20 protein-coding genes are annotated in these 23,001 nt (G+C 66.8%); 11 read left to right on the forward strand and 9 right to left on the reverse strand.

Annotated features, from left to right (window positions below):
• From VEY12_12585 to VEY12_12595, 3 genes are all read left to right on the forward strand, one after another.
• On the forward strand, window positions 1-956 hold a 956-nt coding region (locus tag VEY12_12585), incomplete at its 5' end, for a phosphate uptake regulator PhoU (GenBank protein HYM40956.1).
• A gap of 57 nt (window positions 957-1,013) precedes the next feature.
• Window positions 1,014-1,409 (forward strand): nuclear transport factor 2 family protein, encoded by a 396-nt coding sequence (locus VEY12_12590; protein HYM40957.1) that lies wholly within the window; start codon window positions 1,014-1,016, stop codon window positions 1,407-1,409.
• A 786-nt stretch (window positions 1,410-2,195) separates the two neighbouring features.
• Window positions 2,196-3,113 carry a CHAD domain-containing protein gene (locus VEY12_12595; GenBank protein ID HYM40958.1) on the forward strand — a complete coding sequence of 306 codons (918 nt, stop codon included), beginning with the start codon at window positions 2,196-2,198 and terminating at the stop codon, window positions 3,111-3,113.
• Window positions 3,114-3,136: 23 nt separating this feature from the next.
• Here the strand turns inward: VEY12_12595 and VEY12_12600 are convergent, their stop codons facing one another.
• The 4 genes from VEY12_12600 to VEY12_12615 all read right to left on the reverse strand — a co-directional run bounded on the left by VEY12_12600 (window position 3,137) and on the right by VEY12_12615 (window position 9,330).
• Window positions 3,137-4,705 carry a Ppx/GppA phosphatase family protein gene (locus VEY12_12600; protein ID HYM40959.1) on the reverse strand — a complete coding sequence of 523 codons (1,569 nt, stop codon included), beginning with the start codon at window positions 4,703-4,705 and terminating at the stop codon, window positions 3,137-3,139.
• Window positions 4,690-6,036: a metallophosphoesterase family protein gene (locus VEY12_12605; GenBank protein ID HYM40960.1), complete on the reverse strand. Its 1,347-nt coding sequence runs from the start codon at window positions 6,034-6,036 to the stop codon at window positions 4,690-4,692. The genes VEY12_12600 and VEY12_12605 overlap by 16 nt, the downstream gene beginning before the upstream one ends.
• Complete coding sequence (gene ppk1, locus VEY12_12610) at window positions 6,033-8,300, reverse strand: polyphosphate kinase 1 (protein HYM40961.1); 2,268 nt, start codon at window positions 8,298-8,300, stop codon at window positions 6,033-6,035. Before ppk1 ends, VEY12_12605 begins: the two co-directional genes overlap by 4 nt.
• A 226-nt stretch (window positions 8,301-8,526) precedes the next feature.
• Complete coding sequence (locus VEY12_12615) at window positions 8,527-9,330, reverse strand: polyphosphate kinase 2 family protein (protein ID HYM40962.1); 804 nt, start codon at window positions 9,328-9,330, stop codon at window positions 8,527-8,529.
• Between the two features lie 106 nt (window positions 9,331-9,436).
• On the opposite strand from VEY12_12615, the gene VEY12_12620 reads away from it, so the two are divergent.
• Complete coding sequence (locus VEY12_12620; GenBank protein HYM40963.1) at window positions 9,437-9,925, forward strand: zinc ribbon domain-containing protein; 489 nt, start codon at window positions 9,437-9,439, stop codon at window positions 9,923-9,925.
• 42 nt (window positions 9,926-9,967) lie between these two features.
• Here the strand turns inward: VEY12_12620 and VEY12_12625 are convergent, their stop codons facing one another.
• Complete coding sequence (locus VEY12_12625) at window positions 9,968-10,528, reverse strand: hypothetical protein (protein ID HYM40964.1); 561 nt, start codon at window positions 10,526-10,528, stop codon at window positions 9,968-9,970.
• Between the two features lie 146 nt (window positions 10,529-10,674).
• On the opposite strand from VEY12_12625, the gene VEY12_12630 reads away from it, so the two are divergent.
• Window positions 10,675-11,127 carry a CBS domain-containing protein gene (locus VEY12_12630; protein ID HYM40965.1) on the forward strand — a complete coding sequence of 151 codons (453 nt, stop codon included), beginning with the start codon at window positions 10,675-10,677 and terminating at the stop codon, window positions 11,125-11,127.
• A gap of 120 nt (window positions 11,128-11,247) precedes the next feature.
• On the opposite strand, the gene VEY12_12635 is transcribed toward VEY12_12630, so the two are convergent.
• Window positions 11,248-12,168 (reverse strand): hypothetical protein, encoded by a 921-nt coding sequence (locus tag VEY12_12635; GenBank protein ID HYM40966.1) that lies wholly within the window; start codon window positions 12,166-12,168, stop codon window positions 11,248-11,250.
• 76 nt (window positions 12,169-12,244) lie between these two features.
• Between VEY12_12635 and VEY12_12640 the strand changes: the two genes are divergently transcribed.
• Window positions 12,245-13,447, forward strand: a complete 1,203-nt coding sequence (locus VEY12_12640) for an FAD-binding oxidoreductase (GenBank protein ID HYM40967.1) — start codon at window positions 12,245-12,247, stop codon at window positions 13,445-13,447.
• On the opposite strand, the gene VEY12_12645 is transcribed toward VEY12_12640, so the two are convergent.
• Complete coding sequence (locus VEY12_12645; GenBank protein ID HYM40968.1) at window positions 13,439-14,122, reverse strand: 16S rRNA methyltransferase; 684 nt, start codon at window positions 14,120-14,122, stop codon at window positions 13,439-13,441. The genes VEY12_12640 and VEY12_12645 overlap by 9 nt on opposite strands.
• A gap of 89 nt (window positions 14,123-14,211) precedes the next feature.
• Here VEY12_12645 and VEY12_12650 point away from each other — a divergent pair, with 89 nt between their 5' ends.
• From VEY12_12650 to VEY12_12670, 5 genes are all read left to right on the forward strand, one after another.
• Entirely contained in the window at window positions 14,212-15,402 is a 1,191-nt protein-coding gene (locus tag VEY12_12650; GenBank protein ID HYM40969.1) for a metallophosphoesterase, read from the forward strand.
• Window positions 15,399-17,804 (forward strand): SMC family ATPase, encoded by a 2,406-nt coding sequence (locus VEY12_12655; GenBank protein HYM40970.1) that lies wholly within the window; start codon window positions 15,399-15,401, stop codon window positions 17,802-17,804. Before VEY12_12650 ends, VEY12_12655 begins: the two co-directional genes overlap by 4 nt.
• Entirely contained in the window at window positions 17,801-18,832 is a 1,032-nt protein-coding gene (locus tag VEY12_12660; protein HYM40971.1) for a DNA double-strand break repair nuclease NurA, read from the forward strand. The genes VEY12_12655 and VEY12_12660 overlap by 4 nt, the downstream gene beginning before the upstream one ends.
• On the forward strand, window positions 18,829-20,382 hold the full coding sequence (locus VEY12_12665; GenBank protein HYM40972.1) for an ATP-binding protein: 1,554 nt from the start codon (window positions 18,829-18,831) through the stop codon (window positions 20,380-20,382). The genes VEY12_12660 and VEY12_12665 overlap by 4 nt, the downstream gene beginning before the upstream one ends.
• A gap of 79 nt (window positions 20,383-20,461) precedes the next feature.
• Entirely contained in the window at window positions 20,462-21,100 is a 639-nt protein-coding gene (locus tag VEY12_12670; GenBank protein ID HYM40973.1) for a hypothetical protein, read from the forward strand.
• Between the two features lie 447 nt (window positions 21,101-21,547).
• Here the strand turns inward: VEY12_12670 and VEY12_12675 are convergent, their stop codons facing one another.
• Window positions 21,548-21,826 (reverse strand): winged helix-turn-helix domain-containing protein, encoded by a 279-nt coding sequence (locus VEY12_12675; protein ID HYM40974.1) that lies wholly within the window; start codon window positions 21,824-21,826, stop codon window positions 21,548-21,550.
• Window positions 21,827-21,838: 12 nt separating this feature from the next.
• Entirely contained in the window at window positions 21,839-22,960 is a 1,122-nt protein-coding gene (locus VEY12_12680) for a hypothetical protein (GenBank protein HYM40975.1), read from the reverse strand.
• Window positions 22,961-23,001 lie beyond the last annotated feature (41 nt).

A 23,001-nucleotide genomic window follows, 5' to 3' on the forward strand; every position in this document is an offset into this window, starting at 1 on the left:
GGTGGGTGGTGGATGCGGGCCTGAAGGCGGGGGACACCGTGTTCCTCGAGACCGCGGCGGATGGGTCGGTGACCGGGAGACCCCAGCCGGCCGAGAAGGCGGCCGCCCGACGCAAGATCTTCGACGAGAAGGGGAGCGAGGAACGCGAGCACTTGCTCCGGAAGCTCATCGGCGCATACATTTCCGGGTTCGGCCTGATCGAGATTCGGTTCCGGCCCGAGACGGGACCGTTCGTCCGTCGCGTGGCCCGCGATTTCTGCCGACTCGTCATCGGACCCGAGATCATCGAGGAAACGCGCACGACGATCGTTGTCCAGGACCTTTCGGATCCCTCAGAGCTGAGCTCGGAGAAGTGCCTTCGCCGCATGCATCTCAGCGTACGAGCGATGCTCGAGGACGCGATTCAAGCCCTGAAGACCCGGGACATGGCCCTCGCGCGCGATGTGGCCCAGCGGGACCAGGACGTGGATCGGTTGTACTGGATGGTCGCGAAGCAATACCACCTCGCCCACACAGCGCCCCCGGGCACCACCGAGCCCCCCTTGGAAACTGGCATTCACACGCACCGGCTCGTGGCCAAGCTCCTCGAACGTGTAGGAGACCATGCGGAGCGCATCGCGAGCACGTACGATGTCCTCGTGGGGGAGAAGGACCTCGATCCGAAGCTCGTGAAGGAATTCGAGGCCGCCAACGCCTCGGCGACGGCCATCCTCGACAAGGCGTTCAGCGCCCTCATGTCGGGCGACATCGATTCTGCGAACGAGGCGATCGACGCCCGGGCGCAGCACCAGAAGCTCGTGGACGCCCTATCCCACCATGTGTCCGCGAAGAAGGGGGAGGAGCTCCTGGCCCTCGGGGCGATCGTGGACAGCCTCAGCCGGACGGCAAGCTACGCGACGGACATCGCGGAACAGGCGATCAACCTGGCCGTGCTCGAGGACCCGGACTCTTCGTAGGCCTCCGTATTCTATGGTGGAAACGGGTAAGCTCGACACCTCGGATGGAGTGGCCGGATGATGGAAGCCATGAACGCGGGCAGCGGAGGCCCCGAGGAGGCGCTCGTGAGGCACTACCTCACGGCGTTGAACAACGGCCGGTTCTTGGACGCGCTCAACGCATTCAGCATGGACGCGCGCTTGCGCGATGAACTCGGCCATGAGCGACATGGAATCCGAGAGATTGCCGCCTCGTTCGCGCATCGCGGGGAGCCCATCAAGGTGGAGATTGAGGAAGTACGACAGGAGGGGGATGCGGTGACCGCGCGGGTGCGTATGACCTCGTCGGCGAATCGCGCACCGAAGGTCTACCGCAGCGTGTTCAGAGTCGACCGCGACCGAATTCGCTCGCTCGTGATCGAGCCGGTGCCTCCTGCGCGGGCTCGAAGAACCCGAATCACCACCACGGCGTGAGGTCGGCGTCGCACCTTCGCCACAGGCCCGCCTTGGCTCCGACCCTAGATTCCGGTCGCCTCCGGTTCCCTCAGGTTCCTCCATAGAGTAGCGGGCCGAGCTTCTAGTAGCTGGAATCGCCTGGAGATGACGGGAGCAGGCTCCCGGAAGCCGGAAAGATTGACTCCGGCCACGGGAGCACGCCCATCCCTTTTGTCCTTCCCAATCCGGGGGGACCGCTGCGAGCGCGGCACGGATAATCTAGCCCAGGCCAACGGAACTGACGAAAGTGACCCGTCGGGACGGTTCGGCCGACGGCACATGCATGATTGCCTTGATGGCCCGGGCCTAAGAAGAACGCAGCACGCGTCCCTCCATCCGAACCCAGAATTAAGGAGGCAGGGGGTTAGCATCGGTCGGATGGAGGAGGTCCCTGCCCCGGGCTAGCGACGCTCGCATGATTGGAATACCTTTCCCCCATAGTTCATGGAGCACTATGGGTCGGTGACCGCACCGGCCTGTTGGTTCACCCCTGCACGACGTACGGGGCCAGCCAGGGAATCGAGCACGTACGGCCTGTGCGACTCATCTTGTTCGAGTCCGAAGGAACGGTGTCGCTTGGAGGCCGACGCGACACCTCACGGTTTCGGGGCGGCTCGGATGGTTTAAGCGACGGGCGAGAATATCCTTCCCTTTGCGCTCCCGCCCCGCCCCCATGGACGAAACACTATGCCTGTAAGGAACTCAACGGGGATCCGGCCAAAGCCCGCTACCCGGCACGACTCCGTAATCCGCCGAGACGACGCCATGCCTGACGTCGCGAAGAAAGTCCTCTCGGTTCACTTCCGCAGGATGGTGGCCAACGAGAGAGGCACCCGGAAAGGCGAGGATATCGAGAGGCTCCATGCCATGCGGGTCTCGGTCCGACGCATGAGGACGGCCGCGCGGATCTTTGGCCGCTTTCTCGATGCGGATGAGTTCGAGCCATTCACCCGTGAACTGCGTGCGCTGGGTCGCACGCTGGGACCCGTGCGGGACCTCGACGTCATGATGGATCATGCCCGCCGATTCCGGGAGACGGCGCCTATGAGGGAGCGGTACGACATGGACACCCTCCTCCGAGACTGGCAGGATCGCAGGGCGAGGCTCCGAGGACGCCTGTTGGAGCGTCTGAACGCGCCGGCCTACGGCCGATTCAAACGAGACTTCCCCGTGTTTCTGGAGGACGCGTCCGCGGGCGTTCTCTCGGTGCTGACCAAGAGTGGCCGCGTGCGCCCCTCTCTCCTCAGCCACGAGGGTCCGGTGGTCCTGTATGAACATCTCGCGGCCGTGCGGGCGTACGACGGATGGCTCACCGGGGACGACGTCCCCCTGCGGAGGTATCACCGACTCCGAATCGAGGTCAAGCGCCTGCGGTACGCACTCGAGTTCCTCGCCGACGTCACAGGCCCGGAAGCGGAGCCACTCGTCACATCGCTCAAGGCGGTGCAGGATCATCTTGGGGAAATGCGAGAGGCGTGGATGACCGCAGACCTCCTTGAGCGGGAGTTCCTGCGCAAAGGTGGCGCCGGATCGAAGACCGTCTCCCACCCGGGAATTGCCCTGTACATGGCGTCCCGTCGCGATCGCTGCGAGGAGCTACGGGGGACCTTCGCCGGGACGTGGACGACGGTGAACAACCCGGAATTCCATCGACGAATCGCCGCCATCGCCGCGGCTTTCTAGTCGCTCGGTTTTGGACAGATCCGTTATTCCATGATCACGCGGCGGCCCAGGAGCTTCTCGATCGCGGGATTGTTGTATTGGACTCCCCACCGGTCCGTCGTGGCGTCCCCCCGTGCCTTGATGTGGAGGACGAGCCCGTCCCGACCCTTCAAGAGGCGCGCGTGCTCGACGAGTCCCCGCCGACTGCGGTCCAGGCCGTCTGCGATGCGGAGGAACGCCGTGAGCGTGCGGACCACGTTCTGGGAGCTCGGGTCCAGCCCCTCGAGCTTGGGATGCCCTCGCTTCGGGAACCCTTTCCGTGAGAAGAAGGCGAGTGCGGCGATGATTCCGATCTCCGTGCGGTTGAACCCAAGGAGGTCCGCACTCGATATCAGATACCAGGCGTGCTCGTTCTGGTTGTCGTACGAGAGGAACGCCCCCACGTCGTGGAGGAATGCCGCGAAGGCAAGGAGATCCCTCTCCTCGGCCCCGTAGCGGTGCACATCAAGCTTCCTCGCGCTGTCGAACAGCTCCGTCGCGAGGCGGGCCACGACCCGGGTGTGGGCCTCGTCCGAGCCGCAGGCCCGGGCGAGCTGGAGCACGCTCCGGTCCCGGATCGGCACGCCCCCGTAGAAGTCCGCATGCTCGCTGTTCGCTAGGTAGTCGAGCAGCAGCCCGTCCCGCATTCCGCGGTCCGTGGGATGAATCTCCGGGAGGTCGAGCTCATCCATGAATACGTCCACGATGGCCGCGCCGCCCACGATGATGTCCGCCCGCTCAGGGTTGATACCCGGGACAGCCCGCCGGTCGTCGAGGGACAGCGAGAACAGCAGATCGATGATTTTCGCCAGCTCGCTGTGCCGCATCACGTCGGACCTGTCCCTTCGCCGGTCGTATCTCACACGGTACAGGATGTCCGCCAGGTTCTCAATCGTCCCCGAGCTCCCGATGAACTGACCGATACGGAATCGCTGGATCCGCTTGAACGTCGGCGCCGCGGTGTCCCGGACGTAGTCGCACACCCGATCGTAGTGCTTCTTGGAAATGGGCCCGTCCGCGTCCAAGTGGAACATCTCCGAGAGACGGATCGCACCGAGCCGCAAGGAGTCGAGATAGGCGTACTGCTTCTGGTCCCCGATCGCGAGCTCCGTGCTCCCGCCGCCGATGTCGATGAACAACGCCTGGCCGTCCTCCTTCCTCGCCACGTGCGACGTGCCGAGGTAGATGAGCCTCGCCTCCTCCTTCCCCGAGATGACCCGGACGTCCAGACCCACCTGGCGCTTCAGCGTGCGCAGGAACTCAGCCTGGTTCTTCGCCTCCCGGGTCGCCGAAGTGGCGACGGCGATGATTTCGGTTGCCCCGCGCGCGCGGGCCAGGGACACGAAGTCCTGGCATGCGTTGGCCGTCCTCCGGATTGCGGTGGGGTGCAGCCGCCCGTCCACGAACACGGTCTCGCCCAGCCGGACGACCTCTTTCTGCTCCGTGAGGACCGTGTAGGTCTGGTTCGGATTGATGCGGACGAGCAGGAGCCGGACGGAGTTGGACCCGATGTCCATGAAGGCGACGACGTGGGACGGCGGCGGATCTGCGGGAGGATCTAGCGGCGAGAGCATGTGATCGCCAAGTCCCGCTCAAACACGTCTCGGAACAGGTCCCCTTTCTTCAGGGCGAACCGCCGCTCCTCCTCGGCGGCCGTGCGCGCTTCGCAAAGGATCTGGACTCGACGGGGCGAGATTTTCGCGGAGAGCCGTGCAACCACGGAGGCATGGGTGCGGTCCAGGCCGTCCGCCACACGCAGGAGGGCCGCGAGCTTCGAGACCGTAGCGCGGTCCGCCTCGGAGAGTTCGGCATAGGGCAGGTGCCGCTTCTTCGGCAACGCACCCCGATGGTATCGGGCGACACAGGCGAGAATCCTACGCTCCCTCTTCGCGAAGGGGAGGGCGTGGGACGATTCGATGATTCGCTGGGAGGTCTTGTGATGCCCCTTCGCGCCCTCCAGCCATCCGATGTCGTGGAGGAGGCCCGCATAGAGCACCCAGCGCCGTGCGCCCTTGTCAAGTCCATGGAGGGGTTGAAGCTGGTCGAAGAGGTCCAATGCCAGACGGGTCACCTGATGAGCGTGGCCGACTTCGTACCGGCAACTCCGGGCCAGCGCAAGTACGTTTTCCAAATCCCGTGCATGGGCCGCCGTGGAGCCGGGAAGATGCCCCTTCGGATTCGCAAGCACACCCTCGAGCGTCGTGGCCTCCAAGAGCATGCGGCCTAACGCCGCGGGGAGGCCGCGCCGCTGAAGCGCGTCCACGGCCGCCTCCACGGGATAGGCCACGCGGTGGTGGGTCACGCGGACCCGGTTCTTCGCTACGTCCAGAACCGCGTAGCTCGCCCGCGGGTCTCCGTCGTCCGAACGCCCCGCCCCGCCCGAGTTCACGAACGTGACTCCGTCGGCCGTGCGGAGGAACGGCATGTGGGAGTGGCTACAGACAACGATCTCCGCATGGGCCATCTTCGCAAGCTCAGCGAGCCGCTCCGGCGGCGTCCCCGGCTCCAGCCTCTCCGTGTTCGAGGCGGGGCTGCCGTGCGTCAGGAGGACCCGATGGCCCTCGATCGTGAGCCGTCGTTCGCGGGGGAGCGAGCTGAGGTAGCGCAGGCTCGTCCGGGACAGGTTCTCCCGGGCCCAGACCGGGCCGATCCACTTCCCCAGGGGAGTGCCCCTCGTCCCCGGGTCACGGGGGTCCGCGCCGAGGACCTTGAGATCGAAGTTCCCCGCGATGGCCAGGGTGGCTCCCTTGCGCATCCGCTGGACGACCTCCTCCGGGTGCGGGCCGTAACCCACCAGATCGCCGAGATTCCAGATCGCGTCGACCCGCCGCTTGCGGAGATCCCGCAGGACTGCCTGGAGCGCGTCCAGGTTGCCGTGGGCGTCCCCGAGGACGGCAATCCTCATCGGTCCGCGCCTCGAGTCCCGCGGCTGCTCCCGCGTCGCCGGAGATTGCGCGCGGACCGCGAAGCAGGCGTGTCTCCGCGCTCGACCTCGCCGGGAAGCGTCCGCCGCCGGTGCATGATGGGTTCGAGGCTCGCGAGCTCAAGGCCCTGGTCGTTCCCGTACCCGTTCCACACCCCGGCGTGGTCGGCCATCCAGCGCTGGGAATCAGTCTCCGGGTAGCCGGGCGCGGGATGGAGCCGCACGTATTTGCCATCGGGCTGCATCCACCGCGCCTTGACGTTGTCCACGAGGTGGACGGCCAGGATGCGGTCGCGGATGGCGGTCCGAATCGTGGGATCTTCGATCGGGAACAGCTGCTCCACGCGTCGGTCGAGGTTCCGCGGCATCATGTCCGCGCTCCCCAGCAGAATCTCCTCATTGCCTCCGTTGTGGAAGTAGTAGATTCGCGCGTGCTCCAGGAACCGGCCGACCACGGAGATGACCGTGATGTTGTCGCTCACGCCGGGGATGCCAGGCCGGAGACAGCAGAATCCGCGCACCTGCAGGTCAATCCGGACCCCGGCACGCGAGGCGCGGTACAAGGCCTGGATGCACTCCTTGTCCTCCAGGGCATTCATCTTGAACGCGAGGTAGCCGTCGCCCCGCCGCCTGTGACGGCGGATTTCCCGCTCGATGCGGTTCAGGAACGCCCGGCGCAGCGCGCCGGGGGCGACCAGGAGCGCACGGTACCGCGGCTTTCGGGCGTAGCCCGTGAGCGCGTTGAAGAGCTCCGTGGCATCCGCACCGAAATCGGGCCGGCTCGTGAGGAACCCGATGTCCGCGTACATCCGCGCGGTCTCCGTGTTGTAGTTACCCGTCCCCACGTGGACGTAGCGGGCGATGCGGTCGCCCTCCCGCCGGACGACGAGGCAGACCTTGGCGTGCGCCTTGAGGCCCAGGATGCCGTACGTGACGTGGACGCCAGCCTTCTCGAGGGTCCGCGCCCAGGCGATGTTCTTCTCCTCGTCGAAGCGGGCCTTGAGCTCCACGAGGACCGCGACCTGCTTGCCGTTCTCCCGCGCCTCGAGGAGGGCCGCCACGATGGGCGAGTTCCGGTCGATCCGGTACAGGGTCTGCTTGATCGCGACGACCTGGGGGTCGCGCGAGGCCTGGCGAATGAAGTCGACCACGGGCGAGAAGGACTCGTACGGATGGTAGAGGAGCACATCCCGCCGGCGTAGCACGTCGACGACGGGCTCGCCCGCCTGCAGGAAGGGTGGGGTGACGGGCTCGATGGGCGGCAGCTTGAGGTCGGGGCGGTTCAGGCGGGTGAGCTCCCACAGGTCCACCTTACCCAGGGGCCCCGGGGTCTCGTACACGTCCTCGGGCTCCAGGCCCAGGTGCCGCGTGAGGAGCTCGCGCACGGGGTTCCCGGGAGGCGCGTTCGTCATCTCGAGCCGGATGGCAGGCCCGAACGCCCGCCGGTCCACGGTCTCCTCGACGACCGTGAGCAGGTCTTCCGCCTCCGCGTCTTTCGTGTCCATGGACGCGTCCCGCGTGACTCGAAACGGGTACACGGTATCCACCGCGAGCCCGGGGAACAAGGTATCCAAGTTGGCTGCGATGGCCTCCTCGATCCAGATGAACTCGTGCGGCTCCACACCCGCAGGCGTCCCGGCCGCGGGAAGGGCGCGTCGGCCCCGCGGAAGCGGGAGGAACCGCGGGAAGACGTTGGGCACCTTGATGCGGGCGAACTGCTGGCCCCGCTTGGGATCCCGCAGGACCACGGCAAGGTTCACGCTGAGGTTGGAGATGTGCGGGAACGGGTGCCCTGGGTCGACGGCGAGGGGGGTCAGGACGGGATAGATGTTGTCCTGGAAGTAGGCCCGCAGCCGTCGCTGTTCCGGTCGGTCCAGCTCGTCGTGCGTGAGGATTCGGACGCCGCCCGCCATAAGGCCGGGCAACAGGCTGGTGCGCCAGCAGTCCGAGCCGCGGGCCAGGAGCGGGAGAATCTCCCGCCGCACTTCGGCCAAGGTCTGCGTCGGCGTGAGGCCGTCCGCCATAGCGATGGTCGATCCGGCGTGGGCCAGGCGGCGGAGCTCCGCAATCCGGACCATGAACATCTCGTCCAAGTTGCTGCCCAGGATGGCCAGGAACTTGGTCCGCTCGAGGAGCGGCGGGATTGAATCCTCCGCTTCCTCGAGGACCCGTTCCATGAACCGGATCCGCGCGACGTTCGGGTTCACGTACAAGCTCGGGTCATCCAGGTCGCGGTACGCCTCCACGGACCTATGCCCACCCGAGCGCATGTTCCACCCTCGCGCCAGCGCCTGCGTGACGCGGGGGCGCCTCTCGGGCCGAGGGCATCGTACCAAGCCGGCCCACGTGACTCACGGATCCTCCCCCTGCGTCACGAAATCGAGCGACTTCGTGCCAATCCCGGACGCGGCGCCATCTACTAAAGGTTACACATACGGGGGTTATGGAGGGCGGGCCCGGCCTCTATAGCCCTTAGCGGATCACGATGGACTTCAAGTCCACTGCGGGCCGCGGATACCGCATCTTGAGCCCTTGGAGTGTATCGACCAAGATGCGGCAGACGACGAGGTCCCGATACCATGCGTGGTTCGACGGGACCAAGAACCACGGCGCCCAGCGCGTGCTCGTCCTCTCGAGTGCCTCCTCGTAGGCCTTCATGTACTCCGCCCACAGCCGGCGCTCGGGAAGGTCGTTCGAGCTGAACTTCCAGTTCTTGGAGGGATCGTCCAGCCGAGCCTGGAGGCGGCGCTTCTGCTCGTCCGCGTCGATGTTCAGGTAGAACTTGAGGACCGCGGTCCCATCCTCGGCCAGGAGGCGCTCGAAGTCATTGATCTCCTGGTAGCGGCGCTTCCAGACCTCCTTGGGAACGATCTGGTGGACGCGCTCGACGAGGACGCCTTCGTAGTGGCTGCGGTTGAAGATCACGATCTCCCCTTTCGCAGGAACCTGTTTGTGGGCCCGCCATAGAAAGTCGTGGTCAGACTCCTCGGGAGTGGGTTCACGGAAGCGGGCGACGCGCACGCCCTGCGGGTTCACGCCCTCGAAGACCCGCCGGATAGTCCCGTCCTTCCCGGATGTGTCCATGCCCTGCAAGACCACGAGGACTTTGTGCTGATGCTCCGCATAGAGCAGCTCCTGGAGGGGGTCGAGCTTCTCGCGGAGATCGGCCAGGGCGTCGAGGCCGTCCTTCTTCTTCCCCTGGAACGCGGACGTGTCCCCGGGATCCCAGGAATCCAATCGCACCTTCTGGCCTTCCCGGACGCGGTAACGGTCCATGGTCGGTCGCACCGGCGTGCGGACCGTGGTATCTTCGGTTGAGGTTTGCGGTGACCCTGCGCCCAGAAACGTCAAGCCGTCACGGTAGATAGCGGTGCGATATCCCATGGCCGCGACTCCCGTTTGCCGCCGGTGCGGCGCCCCGCTCATCCAAGCCGACCTCAGGTTCTGTCCCGCCTGCGGAGTCCCCATCGCGCTCGATTTCCCCATCAAACACGACGACGCGATCCGCGAGTTCGAGCACCACGAATCGGTCCTCCAGAGCTACCGGGCCATGTTCGTCGCCAGCGAGACGTTCACGGCCTCGCTCGCCGCAACCCGGGTGAACGTGGCCGGATCCACGACCCTGGTCACGCTGCTCGCGGCGTTCGGATTGTTCTGGCTTGTCATCTGGATCGTGGTCACGGACCTCCGAACCCGGGTCGCACGGTTCTTCGAGGAGCACGACGAGGAGGGTGCGCTCATGCGTTACCACCACCGCATGGAAAGCTTGGCGCACCGCGCGGGATTCTGGTTCTTCACGGTGATCTTCCCCGCGTCCTTCGCCATCCTCTGGGTGCTGATTCTGATGCTCGCCTACCACATCGTTCAATGAGAGGTGCCTCGGCGCACGGTGACTTCCGAAGCGACCCCGCCGTCACGTGCGACGGGACTCGGAGGGGTCGCCCGATGCGGAGGCGGACCCCACGGTTGCGACGGGCGCCGCGGAGTTGGACACATCGTGGTCGAAGAACCACACTCGTGCCAGGAAGTCCCGCAGCGTGTTCGCGGAATCCATGTCTCCGGACCAGTTCCGGAGCAGGTCCGCGAACTGCTCCTCGATCGTACGCACCTGGTGGATCACGTGCCGCTCGAGTTGGTTCGACTCGCGGCCTCGGTACATAACGAACAGGAGGAGCCACCTCCCCTTCCCGAACGCCACGTGGTGGTGGTCCCCGAGCTCGATGCTCCGGACGCTCCCAACCCCCATCTCGTGGAAGGATTCATCGATGAAATTGTCGATCGCGGTGAACATGGACGCGATCAGGTCGGGGTCCGCGCCCGGGATGAAGTTGCGCGAGAGGTGGACCATGGGCGTCCCGCCGTCGTACGTCAGGTAGACGTGCTCAATCACGCGGCCCAGGGGATGCGCGCCGTTGAATGCCGCGACCATCCGCGAGGGCAGGTGGGTAGGGGCCTGGGGAGTCTCCTCGGCCATGGCTCCCGCGGCGTCGGTCTCCAGGCTTTAATCCTTTGGGACGCGGTTATCGAGCCTGATTCAGCGAGGCGGTGCCGCGAGCCGGACGGACCGCACGTATTGTACAGACGGAGAACATTTCCCCTCGCGGCTGCGTTGCGGGGACGATGGCCCGATACGTGCGGGTCCGGGACGCGATGTCCACGGAGGTCTTCGAGGTCTCCGAGGACGCCACGCTCCAGGCCGCTGCCAAGCGCATGGCGGACGCCAAGGTGAACAGCCTGATCGTTCGCCCCGAGGGCCGCGAGGAGCCGTTCGGCATCGTGACGTCGAGCGACGTGGTGGACGCCCTCGCCGACGGACGCGACCCGAGCACGAGCCTCGTGGGGGAGGTCGCCACGGCGCCCCTCGTCACCGTGACGCCGGGCGTGCCCTTGGCCTACGCGGCGCGCCTGATGCGGCGGGCGAACCTGAGGCACCTGGCGGTCTTCAACGGCCGCGAGGTCGTCGGCATCCTCAGCAGCTACGACGTCGTGAAGGCGATCGGACGCTGGGGCAGCCTGACCATGGGCGTGGACCTCGCCGAGGAGATCGAAATCACCTCGGCGGTCACGGACTGACGCGGGGGAGGAGTTCGGCGGAACCGCCGCGGGTGGCGAGCCGCGGTGCTTGTCCCCGCCGCTGTGGGGTCCACGTTGAGGGAGCTGGTCGGCCGCGGGCCGGCTTCACCCTAGGCCGGCTCAACGCACGCCGAGCCCGGCGAGGATCTGCACCTGGACGCGGTCCTCGGGCATGGGGTCCGGGAGGACGGCCCAGGCGACGTCCGCGAGCGGGGACCTGAGCCGCACCTCGCGCAGGAGTTCGTCCTCGAAGGAGGATTCCGGCGGCTGCCCGATCAAGACGACCGCCTCGCGTACGTCCTCGTGCCGTCCCGTGAACCACGGGCTCGCGTACGCCTCCTCGACCGCGACGAAGCAGCGATGCTTCTCCCCTCCCGCGCCCATCCCGAACCGCCAGTCCTTGGAGCGGCCCAAGAAGCGTTTCAAGGGCACGAGGTCCGACCGCGTGAGGACCGAGGCCAGGCCTCCCGCCGGGCGGGCCATGATGGCGCCCATGGCGCCGAACGCCTTGGAGAGCGGGAGCGTAGGATAGGCCCGCAGGAGCGCGTCGTTCGCGAACGCCACGACGCTGTCCGCGCGATTCCGGAGGACGCCCAGCTGCGCTTCGGCAAGCTGACGGCGCAGCAGGCCCTCCGCGTGGAACGGAATCGTGGCGAAGGCGAGGCACGTGTCGCCCAGGATTCGTGCGACCCGACCGACGACGCCGAGGGCCCAGCCGCCGAACTGCCCTCCGAGGCCGCCGATCGCGACGACGAAGTTGCGGTCCGCGAGGGCGTCCGAAAGCTCCTTCTCCTCGTTCGTCGACAGGCTGGGGATCGCCTTCTCCTCGAGGGACGCGATCGCCATCAGGGGCTCCGTGGGCACGATCACACGTCGGGAGATGCCCACCATGGAGGGATGCAGCGTGTCGTTCATCGCGACCCGCTCGACGCCCGCGGCCGACGCCACATGGCGGAGCGTGTTGCATCCGGCGCCGCCGCATCCGATGACCGCGGCGCGAATCCGCTCGTCCCCCGTACCCAGGCGCCAGGTGTCGGGCACGCGCCGCGAATCGGGAGGCGGTCAGATAAAGCGTTGCGAGCGCTACGAAAGCCCGATAAGGCGTCGGAGATTCACGGTGCCCGTGGTGGACCTGGCTCCCTCCCGCGCCGACGTGGTCGTCGTGGGCGGCGGATGCATGGGGGCCAGCGTCGCCTTCCACCTGGCCCGCCGCGGCGAACGCATCGTGCTCCTCGAATCGGGCCATGTGGCCTCGGGGGCGACGGGGCACAGCGGGGCCATCGTCCGCCAGCACTACGAGAGCCGCCTGGGCATCCGGCTGGCCCGCCGCAGTCTCGCCTTCTTCCAGCGGTTCCAGGATGAGACGGGGGCTTCCTGCGACTTCCGGACCACCGGATTCCTCTCGGGCACGCGTGAGAGGGACTTGCCCGCGTTCGAGAAGCTCCTCGATCTCATGAAGTCCGAAGAGGTCCAAGTCGCACGGCTTACACCCGAGGAGGCGCAAAGCCTCGAGCCGCACTTGAATGTCGCAGACTACGCCGCCGTGGTCGATGACCCGAACGCGGGCTACGCGGATCCCATCGCGACGGCCTCGGGGTTTGCCACGGCGGCCGCCCGGGACGGCGCCACGATCCTGGAAGGAAGGCCCTGTCGTGGCGTCGTCCTCCAAGGAGGCCGAGTCACCGGCGTACGAATCCGCGGCGGTCGGATCGCCGCGGACCGGGTCCTCCTTGCGGCGGGCAACTGGACCCCGAGCCTCGCCAAGACCGCCGGCGTCCAGCTTCCGGTCCACTTCGTCCGGGGCCAAGTGGCCATCCTCCGCCGCCCCGTGGGTTTCGACCGCGCTCCGCGAATCCATTTCGACTTCTACCACAACACGTATTCGCGGCCGGAAGGAGAGAAGGACGTCCTAGTCGGGTACATGGACACGGATCCGCGGAAGACGGTCCGGGAGCACGAGCTCAAGGACGACTCGGTCCCGGGGGCGACCGTGAGGGACCTGCGGGCACGACTCGCGAAGCGGTTCCCGGACCTGGCCCGCGCGCAGCCGCGCGGCGGATGGGCCGGTGTGTACGACGTCACCCCAGATTCGTTCCCCATTCTCGACGCCGCCGGGCCCGAAGGCCTCTTTGTCGCCGTGGGCTTCAGCGGCCACGGGTTCAAGCTCTGCCCCGAAATCGGACGGCTCCTCGCGGAGTACCTAGCCGCCGGGAAACGGCCCCCAGACCTCGAGCCCCTTCGGGCGTCCCGATATGGGGAGGGCGAGCCAATCCGGGAGGATGCGCCCTTCCCGGCACGGCGAGGGCCGCGGCTACCCTGAACCGTCCTTCGGCGGAAGGAGCCGCTGTCGGTAGGCGACGAGGATCTCGCTCGTCACGGTCCATGCTCGTAGCGGTTCCTCGTGGATGGAGACGACGCGGTCGCAGAGCTCCGCGACCGGGCTGCGGAAGTCCCCGTGCGGGAATCCCCCGACCACCGCGACGAGATCGCCCTCGAGATTCGCGAACTCCGTCCACAGGTTCACTCGCTCGCCCCCCTCCTTGAACGCCCAGGCCGGCGCGCGCGCTTCGGAGAGGAGCTTCCCAAGCGGGACCCCGCGCTCCAGGGCGAGGAGGGGCTTGCCCTCGGGGACCGCGCCCTTCTGGAAGAGATCCTCCACGAGGCCGACGAACCGCGGGTAGTTCTTGGGGATCCGGGTCTCGGGCGCAAGGCGAATCACGTCATCGTTGCGGGTGTGGACGATCGTCCGGAGCTGGCCCTGGGCGTTGAGGACGGAATCCAGGCACAGGAGGGCGAACAGATGGACGATGTCCGGCCGGCCGCGGCGCTCGCCTTCCGGGAAGTTCTTCAGGGCAGGATGGTGGAGGCTGCTGTCCAGGAGAATCGCGGCCGGGGAGCGGCCGCGCCGCTTCGCGGACGTTCGGACTGCTGGGTGGCCCTGCAGGGGCGAAGGCACCGTTTCCAGTTCTGCATCCGCGAGGATGAGGGTGAGCACGGCTGCCCCTAACGGGCCGGGGGGTTTACCACTTTCACCCACCTGCAACTCGAGGCTATAAGTAGCGTCTCGGCGTTGCGTCGACCAGGATGCATGAGATCGTCTGCATAGGGGATGTCCACGAAGGGCTCTCCTTCGACTTCCGGATCGACCCTGAGACGGGGATCTCGGAGCGGGCCCTGGACCTCCACGGGAACTTTGCGAGGGCGGCCACGTGGGCCATCGACCATGGGGCGTCCCTGTTCTGCATCCTCGGGGATCTCTTCGACCGCACCCATGTGGCGCCCGTATTCCGCGAACTCGTGCGCCGCGACGTGATCGAGCCGCTCGGCAAGGCCGGAATCGAGGTTTGGATCCTCGCGGGGAACCACGACCAACCGCGGCGGGCCGCCCGGTCCACGTCCCTGGACGACTTCCGAGGGTACGCCCACGTGCGCATCTTCCGAGACCCCAAAGCCGAGACGCGCACGATCGACGGCCGGAAGGTCGGCTTCATCCTCCTCCCCTACCTACATCCCGAGGAGATCGTCGAGCAGATCCATGAGAAGCTGGGCAAGGATATCCCAAGAGAGGAAGCCTACGAGGCCGCCCGGCGAGTCTGGAAGAGCTGGATCGAGAACCGGGCTGAGGAGCTCGGGGACGCCGACCTGCGCCTGCTCTTCGGCCACTTCGAGTTCCAGGGGGTGCGGTACGCGAGCACAACACCTCCGGAGGTGGTCCCCCACGATTTCACGTTCAGCCGCGACATGCTCCCGGCCTCCGTGGACCTCGCGGTCTTCGGCCACATCCACCTGCACCAGTCCCTCTTTGGGAAGGTGGTCTACCCGGGCGCCCCGGAGCGGATCGACTGGGGCGAGCGTCTCGACCCAAAGGGGTTCGTCGCCCTGCGGGCGGACGGCACGTGGTCCTTCGTGGAGCTGCCCGCGCGGCCCATGGAGAAGGTCGACGTGACGCTGGCCCTGGGCGACGACGCGACCCGACGGGTGCTCGAGAGTCTGCCCGCGGACGTGGCGGGCAAGCTCGTTCGCGTGGAGGTCCGCCTCCCGGACGAGCTTCGCCCTTCCTTGGACGAGCGGAAGCTCGAGAAGCGTCTCGAGGACGCGTTCCACTACGAGCTCCGGCTCGTGTCGACCGAGCGCGGGCGCATCACGACCGACGAGTTCACGATGGACCCGATGCGGCTCCTGGCCGAGTACGTGGACAAGAACTTCGCGGGTCACGCGCGGCGGGACGCGATCAAGACGGAGGCCCAACGGATCCTCCGGGAGGCCCTCGCATGAGAAGCTCCGAGGAGATCGAGGCGGAGGCCGCGACCTCCTTCGAGCCCGCGGGGGCGGGCGAGGGATTCGTCCTCGACGAAATCGAGATGCGGGGATTCATGCGCTACGTCGAGAAGACGGACCCGCCCATCCGCTTCCCCGAGAAGTTCACCGTGATCACGGGACGGACCGGCGCGGGCAAGTCCTCCATCCTGGACGCGATCACGTTCGCCCTGTACGGGTCCACGACCCGCACGGACATCCAGACCGTGAAGACCGCGGACGTGTGCCGGCCCGGCGGGTACGTCCGCGTGGGCTTCCGCCAGGGGGAGAGCCGCTGGGAGGTCCGGCGGGGCTTCACGACGAAGAAGGATTCCTACCTGGAGGTGAGCCGCGACGGCGAGGCGATCTCCGGGACGATTCGGGAGAAGGAACAGACCGTCCAGGACGTCGTGGGCCTCGACTACACGGGATTCCGGAACTCGACGTTCGTCCGCCAGGAGGAGATGAAGGAGCTCGGGGCGGCCCGGGGCGCGGACCGCCTGGCGGTCTTCCAGAAGTTGTTCCGCCTCGAGGTGTTCGAGAGAGCTCTCCAGCGGGCCAAGGAGGAGCAGGTCTCGCTCCAGTCGGACCTGCGCGCGAAGGACGCGGACATTGCGGCGCGGACCGAGTCCCTCCTGCGACTCCCCCCGGCCCGCCAGGAGCTCGAGGCCGCGCGGAGGGACCTCGCCGCGGGGAGCCTCCAAGTCGCCGCCCTCGAAGGGAAGCTGCGCGCCGCCGAAGAGGACCTCCGGAGGAAGGAGGCCGAGCACGAGGCCTGGGTTCGAATCAACGCCGCGATCGAAGACCGACACCGGCAGGTCGACGCCCTCGGCCGACGAATGGAGGAGACGCGGCAGCAGGGGACGCAATCCGAGGAGCTCAGGAAGGAGCTCGAGACCCTCGAGGAGGAGGCCGCGGACCTCGATGCGGTCCGGGAGGAACTCGACGGGTCGAAAGAGCGGCAGCAGATTCATGAGCGGGTGCGCCTCGCGGCCGAAACCGCGGAGCGGATCTTCGACCAGGCCAAGAAGGACCACGAGCGGCGGCGGGACCAGATCAAGGACAAGATGGACGCGCTCCACCGCAAGCTCGCGGGGCTGGGCACGGAGCTCGACCGGGACGGGGCCTTCAACCTGGTCCGCGACGAGGGGCGCTTGGAGGAACGAGTCGCCCGCATCGAACGGGAACTCGAATGGCTCGCGGACCGGGCCGATACCGTGCGGTTGCTCCAGGAGGAGCGCGCGAGGACGGAGAAAGCCCTGGCCCACATCCACGAGAAGGTGGGCTCCATCGACCAGGATTCCTTCGTCCTCACGGAACTGCGGTCCCAGGTGGAGGAGCTCCGCGCGGACCTGAAGCGCGAAGCGGACGAGAGCCACGAGACCCTTCAGGGGCTGGACGACGCCAAGATCACGGCCCTCCGCGAGCTCGATGCGAACCCCTTCACGGAGCGGGACCGGAGGCACGTGGAGGACCTGACCCGTGCAGTCCACGAGAAGGGCGTGAAGCGGCGGAAGGCCGACGAGATCGGCGCGCGCCTCAAGGCCCTTGGGGACCCCGCGGCCCTGTTGGCCGACCAGAACCGCCAACTCGGCGCCGTGGAGGCGGAGCTTGCCTCGCTCGAGAGCGAGGACCACGGTCTCCGGATCAAGGAGACCGCGTACGAAGCCGCGAAATCCGATCTCGAGGCGATCCGGGCCGCGCTCGACACGGAGAGGCGCGCCTTCCACACGCGGGAGGGACAGGCGAAGCAGCTCCACGCCCAGATCGAGGGCCTCGAGGCGGATGCGTCCAGGCTCAAGGAGGCGGAGCGCCTGCGGGACGAGCTGCGGCTGCGAGGGGAAATCGTCGACATCCTGGTGAATCGGATCTTCCACAACCGAGGCGTGGTCATGTACGCGATCGACCAGCTCCTCCCGGAACTGGAGATCGAGGCGTCCAAGAACCTCGCGGAGCTCACGGACGGACGCTTCAGCAGGATCAAGCTCGCCACGTACGAGGAGGGCCGGGGCCACGGCATCCGGATCCAGGTGCAGGGCGTGGACGGCCTCTGGCATGACGTGGGCGAGTTCAGCGGGGGGGAGAAGACCCAGATCAACGCGGCCCTCCGATTCGCGATCGCCCGGGAACTCGCGTCCCTCCCGCAGCTCGGGCGGACCTTCGGCCGCATGAAGACCCTGTTCATCGACGAGGGCGACCTCGGGTCCCTGGACACGGAGGTCTCGCGGGAACTCTTCGTGCAAAAGCTCTTCCGGATGGGGGAGTTCTTCGAAAAGGTCATCCTGATCACGCACCTGGCCGAGGTCGCGGACCGCTTCCCGAGCCGCCTGCGCGTGACGATGACGCCGACCCAGGAGTCGCGGGTGGAAGTCCTGGCATGAGCTACGTGGACGACATGCGGAAGGAGCTCGAGCTCCTCGTCCGCAACCAGCGAGACCTCCCGATCCCGCCCGAGGCGGTGCCCGAGTTCCGCATCTTCCGGCCCGCGGACCCTCCGCGGGACATGATCGCCGTGGACGGTTCCTACTCGTTCCTCCTGAATTTGTCGAGCTGGTGGCTCGCCCTGATCTCCGTGGGCCTGCTCCGCTACAACTTCGATGGGGAGCGGTTCAAGCGGCTCGACGTGCGCCTCATGCAGCGGATGCTCGGCCTCTCGACGTTCGAGGAGTTCGTGCAGAAGCAGGACGAGCTGCACCGCGCCCTGTTCGAGTTCACCCGCGGGGCGAACGAAAACCAACCTCGGGACATGGTGAACGAGTACCGCCGCCTCATCGAGGGGCAGCTCGCAATCAACTTCGCGGACGACTGCGAGGGCGCCATCGTCGCCATGGACGGCACGCTCTCCGAATTCCCGAAGCAGTTCACGTTCATGAAGCGCCTCGTCGAGGTGTGCGAGAAGCGCGAGCACGTCCTCGTGGGCATTTCGAAGGACAGCCAGCTCCACACGTTCGGGCAGGTCCTCACGGACGAGGACTTCCTCGCGCGATGCCAGTCCCAGATCCCGCACGGCGCGACCGCGTTCGTCCGCGCGCCGAAGGAGTCCGAGGCCGCGCGCGAGGGCCTCCTGCATGGGGACATCTATTACGCCCGCCTGCATCCCCAGGGTCGGAAGTGGTTCCGGGTGGACGTGGGCACGTTCCGCGACGAGCCCGAGTACGTGTTCGGCCAGCTCGCGCCGTTCGCTCGGAGCCTCGTCTCCGTCGGGTACCCGTGGCCGCTGATCGAGGCCCACCGGATGGCGGTGACCGTGCGGCAGCTGAAGCCGATCTATCAGGAGACCGTGATCCGGGCGGCGCTCCGCATGGGCATCGACGTGCGCACGGTCCTCGACGGGCTCACGGAGGTCGAGGGCCGCAGGAAGTCCGCCTTCCATGAGTACCTGGACAAGGTCGCGAGGGACCTGCGATGAAGATCGGGGAGATTGTCGCCGCGAGCGTGATCGACGGCCTCGTGGCCAAGCTGCAACTCGGCAATCCGGAGGAGCTGCGCATCGCCTACCCGGTCATCGTCCAAGGCGCGCGCTACGATTTCTACTGCCTCGTGGAGGACGTGCTGAACGAGCCGAGCGACATCGCGGACCAGCTCGCCGGGTCCACGATCAGCGACATTGTCGTGCCCCGACCGGAGACGCACGAAGGGTACGGCGGCCCGATCTTCTACTCGAAGGCCAAGCTGCGGATGATCCAGCTCATCGAGAAGGAGACGGGCGCCCTGAGCGAGCCTCAGACAATCCCACCGTACTTCAGCGAGTGCCGCCACGCGACGAAGGCGGACGTCGAGCGCATCTACGAGCCCACGGAGAAGTCCGCCCCCATCGGCACGATCACGGGCGTCGAGCCGTTCTACGTCCACGTGGACATGGAGAAACTCGTGGAGAAGCCGTTCGCAATCTTCGGCCGCACGGGCACGGGGAAGTCGATCCTGAACAAGCTCATCTGCACCGCGATCCTGGCGAAGGACGCGGGCTCCGTCCTGATCTTCGACATGCATGGCGAGTACGGCGTGTACAGCAAGACGGACGGCACGGAGGGTTTGAAGTACTTCTTCCCGCACAAGGTCGAGACGTTCTCCCTGGACTCGAAGAACACGGAGGCCAAACCGTTCGTCATGGACCCGGACCAGATCACGCCGGAGGACCTGATCATCGCGTTCCAGGACCTCACGCCGCCGATGATCGACCACATCTACGCGATCTACCGCACGAAGCCGCGCGACGTGGACCTCGTCAGCGCGATCCGGGACAAGCAGGCGACGGAGGCGGAGGTCGAGGGCGGCCAGCTCCACCTCATGGTCCTCCAGGCGTTGCAGCGGCGCATGGGCCGCTTCCAGCGCCTGCCGTTCATCAAGAAGGGCGCCAAGGACGCGTTCGGGCAGATGCTGGCGCACATCAAGGAGGGCAAGTCCGTCGTCCTGGACTTCGGAGACTTCGGGACGGACCAGATGGTCTACCTGTTCGTGGCCAACGTCCTCGCGCGCCGCCTGTTCGACCTGTACACGGAGCAGACGGAGAAGTTTCCGCGGCTCGTCCTGTTCCTCGAGGAGGCCCACAAGTTCCTCGACCCGCGGCTCGTGGAGTACTCCATCTTCAGCCGCCTCGCGCGGGAGACGCGGAAGTTCAACCTGATCCTTGCGCTGATCGACCAACGCCCCTCGCGGATCGACGACGAGGTGCGCAGCCAGCTCGCGAACCGTCTGGTCATGTCCCTCAAGGAGCCGTCCGACGTCGAGAGCGCCTTGGCCGGCGTGCCGGACAAGGGTATGTGGGTGAACATCGTCGCGAAGCTTCCCCTCCGGACCGTCGCGGTCCTCGGAGATGCGATCCGCATCCCGACGGTGATCGACGTGCTCGAGTACGAGGACCTCAAAGTGCGCAAGTACCTCTTGCCGCCCGAGGTCGTCGATGAGGGCGCGATGACGGAAATCGGGAAGCGCGCCGACGATGTCCTAGGACGCGGCTAGGAGCTCCGTCGGCCGCGTGCGGTCTCCGCGGGATTCACCGCGTTACAATTTTATACCCCCGCCCGAATGGGATAGGTCCATGGCGCCTCCCATCCCGAACATCGCCCCCGAGGTCACCCTCCTCATCGGCGGCGTGCTCATCGTGACCGGGCTGCTCCTCGCGTTCTGGGGGCACGGAATCTGGGCCATGGTCATGTCCATGATCGGCGCCCTCCTGGGCAGTGCGGTGGGCTACCTCCTGGGCGTGCCCCTAGGCGGCAACTTGGTCGGCATCGTCCTGGCCATCGTGGGCGCGATCATCGGGAGCATCCTGTTCTCCAAGCTCGTGAAGGTCGCCCTCGCGTTCCTCGTCGGCGTCCTCGCCGGCGCGCTCGTCTATTCCCTCATGAACGGGCAAGCCTACTTCACCGCGCGCACGCTGGATCCCCCGCTCATCGTCGCCCTCCTCGTCGTGGTCGTCGTCTTCGGGGTCAGCTACTACTTCATCGACGACCTGATCGGGATCATCACGGCGGCAATCGGAGGGCTCCTCCTGGCCGCGGGCCTCTACATCCTGAACGTCGCGACCCTCGTGGCCGCCCTGGGTGGAATCGGCCTCTTCGTCCTCGGCGCGTACGTCCAGACGCGGGCGATCAACCGAAAGCGCCGGATCGAGGAGGAGCGGAAAGCCATGGCCCGTGCCCAGGCCGCCTACCCTCCACCGCCTCCACCCCCGTGAATGATCGTCCGAATCGAACGCACGGTCCCCTTCCCGCGGGACGCCGTGTACGCGTGGTGGACGGACTTCCGGGAGGATGACCATCGGAGCCCCCGCTCACCGGCGTCAAGCCGTCGGGAAATCTTGCAGCGAGAGGGAAACGAGGTGTGGCTACGGGATCGGGCCACTCGGCCCGCCCCCGTGACTCTTCACGAGCACGCAGTCCTCGACCCGCCAAACGGGTACGGGGTCACCGCCCGCTATCCTGGGGCCGACGTGCGGTACGCGTACCGCTTCGATTCCGCGCCCGAAGGGACCCGGATCTCCCTGGAGGCGGAAATCCAGCCTCGGCGCGTGGGCCGTATCTTGTTCCCCCTCCTCCGGGGATACGCACGCCGGTATGCGGAACGGGACACGGACTTTCACCTGCAGCGCATGCGGGAGGATCTGGGAGCTCCACCCGCGCCCTCAGGCCCCCGGCATCTGACCCCCGACCACCTCGTTGATCCACTGGACGATCTTCCGGTATGCCTCCTGGCCTCCGGGGGTGAGGCACACGCGGACATGGCCGTCCGCGGAATCCTCCAAGTCCACGAGATTCCGTTCATGCATCCAATCTAGGTAGCGGGCGAAGATGTCGTAGTTCACGTTCGCGGCGAGCTGGAGATGGGTGCGGAGCATGGGCTCCTGGGACTGCCACAGGCGATCGAGGATTCGCGCGACGACGTAGAGGTCCGGTCGGTCCATGCTGGCCACGTCTCACCCCGAGAGCATCTTCCAGAAGACGGATTCGATCTCCTCCCGCCTCCGCTCCCAGTCCAGCCGATCGCGTTCGTCCTGTTCGTGAATCACGCGCCGCTCCGTCCGGACCGTCTGAATGACTCCCAGTACCGAGAGCGCGCCTACGACAGCCAACCCGACGCGCCACTCCACGCTTAGGAAATCCCCGATGATCGCGAAGAGGAAACAGAGGAAGGTGATTTCGGCGAAGGCGAAAATCGTGAACCCCGTCCACGGATCGTGCCACCGCCTGCGCCTTCTACGGATTTCCCGCCATCGGGGCGACCGCTGCGCGGCGTAGAGAAGGAGTTCGAGCCCACCCCGCGTGGTCCGGGGAGTCGGTGCTCCAAAGACCTCACTGGCCAACGCCGCGCGATACGACTCCGTGTCCTGCTCGAGTTCGCGGATCATCGGACGTGAGTGCCGGTAGACCGCCCACGCCCCCAGTGTCGTCGCGCTCGCGGCAGCGAGGGTCGCGAACAGAAAGTCCACGAGTAGAGCTTGGGGGATCGTTGGGACGAAGGCTGCGAGGGCGAAAAGGGTGACGACCCACACGACAATGGAGCCGATTACGATCAATCCGATTGCGTTCTGGCGCGCCTCCCGCTCCCACTCCAACGCCTCGGACGCTAGGCGTTGAGCCTCGCTCAGGCCCTCAATTAGGAAGGAGTGCACACCTGGCCCGGGCAATGTACCCAAAGGAGGGTGGCCGATTGAAGGGAGGACGCGGTCCCGTGCGAATCTGGCCGCGTTCGCATGGATGTACAGCGCGATGAGTAGGGAGACGAGGCCGAGGTAGCCGCTGAACATCAGGATCAGGACCAGCGTCCACCCCAAGCCGGTGGCGTCGACCTCATACCGGATTTCGGTCCCACGCGTTGCGGGACGCACGTGGATCTTCACGGCGGACAGAGAGTCGATCGAGAGTTTCATGGGGGAACTGCCTGCATCCACGGGGTACCCGAGAACACGCAGGCGGTAGGCGATGTCCCGCCGGACGGCCGGAGCCGCGAGGGGGGTCACCGCGAGAAGGGGCTTGTGGAGCGCCACCGCGAGGATGGCCACGAAGGCCGCGATGAGCCCGCCGAAGAAGATGATCAACGGGATGTCCGCAGAGATCCCTCCGCGGAGACCATCGGCCT

Source organism: Thermoplasmata archaeon (assembly GCA_035632695.1).
Classification (GTDB): domain Archaea; phylum Thermoplasmatota; class Thermoplasmata; order RBG-16-68-12; family RBG-16-68-12; genus RBG-16-68-12.